The sequence below is a fragment of the Marinimicrobium sp. UBA4509 genome (assembly GCF_002388575.1).
Taxonomy (GTDB): domain Bacteria; phylum Pseudomonadota; class Gammaproteobacteria; order Pseudomonadales; family Cellvibrionaceae; genus Marinimicrobium; species Marinimicrobium koreense.
This window is the reverse complement of the sequence record NZ_DGMV01000017.1, coordinates 3,866-7,318: the sequence shown is the minus strand read 5'-3', so window position 1 is coordinate 7,318 and position 3,453 is coordinate 3,866. Positions and strand designations below refer to the sequence as shown.

Annotated in this window: 3 protein-coding genes; 2 read left to right on the top strand and 1 reads right to left on the bottom strand. The window is 52.7% G+C overall.

The features are described from left to right. The first annotated feature begins 403 nt into the window (after positions 1-403). Together B3520_RS01960 and B3520_RS01955 are read left to right on the top strand one after the other, a co-directional pair. Positions 404-1,075: a response regulator transcription factor gene (locus tag B3520_RS01960; RefSeq protein WP_286875237.1), complete on the top strand. Its 672-nt coding sequence runs from the start codon at positions 404-406 to the stop codon at positions 1,073-1,075. Between the two features lie 25 nt (positions 1,076-1,100). Continuing rightward, positions 1,101-2,423: an ATP-binding protein gene (locus B3520_RS01955; protein WP_008174544.1), complete on the top strand. Its 1,323-nt coding sequence runs from the start codon at positions 1,101-1,103 to the stop codon at positions 2,421-2,423. Positions 2,424-2,475: 52 nt separating this feature from the next. Here B3520_RS01955 and B3520_RS01950 read toward each other — a convergent pair. Then, a partial coding sequence (locus B3520_RS01950) for an efflux RND transporter permease subunit (protein WP_286875235.1) occupies positions 2,476-3,453 on the bottom strand: 978 nt, incomplete at its 5' end.

The window sequence follows — 3,453 nt, the reverse complement described above, 5'->3', positions numbered from 1 at the left end:
CTGACCGCCAGTGCCGATGTCTTCCTGAAAGTGGACAACCTGTTCGATGAACAGCAAATTGTCTCACGTTGGCCCGATGGCGCCATGGCGAACCTGCCGCGCACCGCTTCACTGGGGATCAGCGTTAATTTCTGATGAGTGAACGGAGATTGCTGAAAATCCGGCTTCCACTCATCGGGAGCCGGATTTTTGGATCACTCCGATAATCCTTTTTTCACACTCAGGCGCCACTTCGCCTGAGAACGTCGCGCCATTGATGATCTGGACCGCAGCGTCGCCAACCTCGGAAGAGCCAATCTGGACAACGCTAACAACCGGCTTTTCTGATCCTGATTCCTTCGTTACTGTTACAATCAACAGAGGACGAGCGAAACTTTCCCACCACGAAAAACGGCGCTTACAAATGAAAATTCTGATTGTTGAGGACAATGCGGTACTTGCCAAAAGAATATCGGACTGGCTTGCGCAGGCGCACTACACAGTCGATATCGCCAAAACCGGCAAAGAAGCGGACTCGTTGATTGAAACAAGCTCCTACCAGGCCGTTATTCTCGATATCGGACTGCCCGATGAAAATGGACTGTCTTTAATGCAAAGATGGAGAAAAAACGGGAAAAAAGAGGCCATCCTTATTCTGACCGCACGCTCCAACTGGACTGAGAGAGTAGAAGGGTTGAACGCGGGTGCCGACGATTACCTTCCCAAACCGTTTGAGTTTGATGAACTGAAAGCCCGGCTCAGTGCGATTATCCGCAGAAAGGACGGCAGAACGACAGACCAGATCAGCGTCGACGGATTTCATCTCAACGCCACCTACCGAACGCTTACCACGCCCGACCAGAAAGAGTTCAGACTGACAGCTACGGAATTCCGCCTTTTACAGTGTTTCCTCCGTTCACCAGACAGGGTATTTTCCCAGGACGAACTGGTTGAAACCCTCTACAACATAGAAAGATGCCCCACCAGAAATGTTGTTCAGGTCTATATAGCCAGGCTCAGAAAAATAATAGGGGGCAATAAAATCAAGACTTTGCGTGGCCAGGGCTACTTCTTCGAAAAAGATCCTACTGGCTGAACGCCCGAACGAACCAGGTCAACATATGCCAGCTCCAAAGAGTATCCGAAGAACAGCCATTCAGTATGGGGCTGTTTTCAGCCTCGTCTATTTCACCCTGATATTCTTTTCACATGCCTACGTGATAAAACAACTATCGGACGAGTCCAGGAAACAACACCTGAGTAAAGAGCTGGAAAACTTTCAGGCAATCATTGAAGCCGAGTCCCCGACAACTGACGACCTCAGGAACATGATCCATCAGTTTGAAATGCTTCTGGGGCATGCCATCATCATCGAAACGGCAGGCGGGAGCGTCCTGACGAGCAACAACTTTGACCTGAGCCAAATGCAGGGCGTTGTGGATAAGCCCGAGGGTTTTATTCACATAGCGCAGGGCGCGAACACGCTTTTTGGGCTTAGACGTACGTTCACTGCTACTGGAAAGCTGGCCTCAATCACCGTTCTTGAAACCGAGGGGGCGCTCTCTGAACGACCGCTGAAGGCCCACCTGACATTGCTCGGTGCCTCGGCCGTTCTTCTGGCGATACTGCTGGCACTGATTGGAACCACCACACATCTGACGTTAAAGCCCATCAGTAGGATAAAAGAGGACCTGAGACGGCTCCAATCCGGGAAACAAAGTCGTCTGAACCCTCACGTGCCGGAAGAGTTTCGTCCGCTGATCCGGCAGCTCAATGATTTGCTCGAGCTGTCAAACCGGCGGCTGGACCGCCACCGCCGCCTGAATTCCGATCTCTCTCACCTGGTCAAAACCTCTATTTCTGCCAATCTTGCCATTTTGTCGGATATCGATACCTTGCCTCCGTCACGGGAGGATGTTGTGTTTATGGCCTCTAACTTGCGGGAGCTTGACAAATCCCTGAAATACCGGATGAGCAAAGCAGACATATCAGGCAGACAGATGGGACGGACGTGCATGCCGGTTGAAATCACGGCAAGTGTCATCACCGTTATGGAAAAAATCTTCCCTGACACGGTTTTTCGCCTCCACACCAACTTACCTGAAAACTTCAGCTGGCCAATGGAGCGACAGGATCTTTCAGAGCTACTTGGCAATTTACTCGAAAATGGCGGGAAGTGGTGCCAGACAACCGTCGACGTTACAATCGCCCGCACGTCATCAGGACTCTCCATAGAAGTAGCGGACGATGGCCCCGGAATTTCTCCCGAGGCGGCAGCCACTGTCATGAACAGGGGTACCAGGCTGGATGAAACGGTCGCCGGTTTCGGGCTCGGATTGTCCATCGTGTCCGAGATTGTCGAAGACAACCTCGGACAGATGAACATGGGTACCTCAAAAAACGGAGGAGCCAGCATTGTCATTCTACTGCCACTTCCGGATTAGAAAACCTCCAGAAAGGCAACCGTCGATGACGCAGCGCGGCTTCTCCCATTTTTTACCGTTGGATATCACTCACCTTGGCTCTTGAAAAGCGACCGAACAGAACCGGCAAAACAAAGAGTGTCAGGAAAGTTGCAGTCACGAGACCACCAACAATCACGCTGGCCAGTGGCTTCTGGATTTCCGCTCCCACGCCCGTCGACAACAGCATCGGTATCAAACCGAGTGCCGAGGTTATTGCTGTCATCAAGACAGGACGCAAACGGGAGACGGCACCTTCAAACACCGCGGTATCCACGTTCAATCCATCCTGTATTCGCTGATTGATGCTTTCGACCATAACGACCCCGTTGAGCACCGCCACACCAAACAAAGTGATAAATCCAACGGAACTGGGTACTGAGAGATACTGGCCGGAGATCCAGAGTGAAAAGACGCCACCAATAACGGCAAGCGGCACGTTGACCAGAATTAACAGTGCCTGACCGACCGAACTGAAAGCAAAGTACAGCAACAGCGCGATCAGGCCCAGAGATACAGGTACCACAATGGTCAATCGTTTCTGAGCTCGCTGCTGGTTTTCGAACTGACCACCAATATCCACCGAATAGCCGGGGGGAAGGTTCACTTCTGACGCGATGGTATCCTGAATATCGGCAACCACACTGCCCATGTCACGACCCTGCACATTGGACTGAATGACCACACGGCGCTGAACGTCGTCGCGGCGCACCTGGGGCGGGCCAGACTCAATAGACACATCGGCCACATCACCGAGTCTCACCCAGGCTCCGGAAGGCGCCTGCAACCTGAGATCAGCAATGGCATCCCGGTCTTCCCGGAAACGTTTGGCCAGGCGCACATAGATATCGTACCGCTCATTTCCGTTGATGATCTGGCCCGCGGCGGCACCACCCAGTCCGTCCCGGACGACACTCATCACATCAGACACGGCGAGTCCGTACCGGGAAAGTGCCTGACGGTCTGGCTGAACCACCAACTGCGCTTCACCGGCAATCTGCTCCATGGCCAC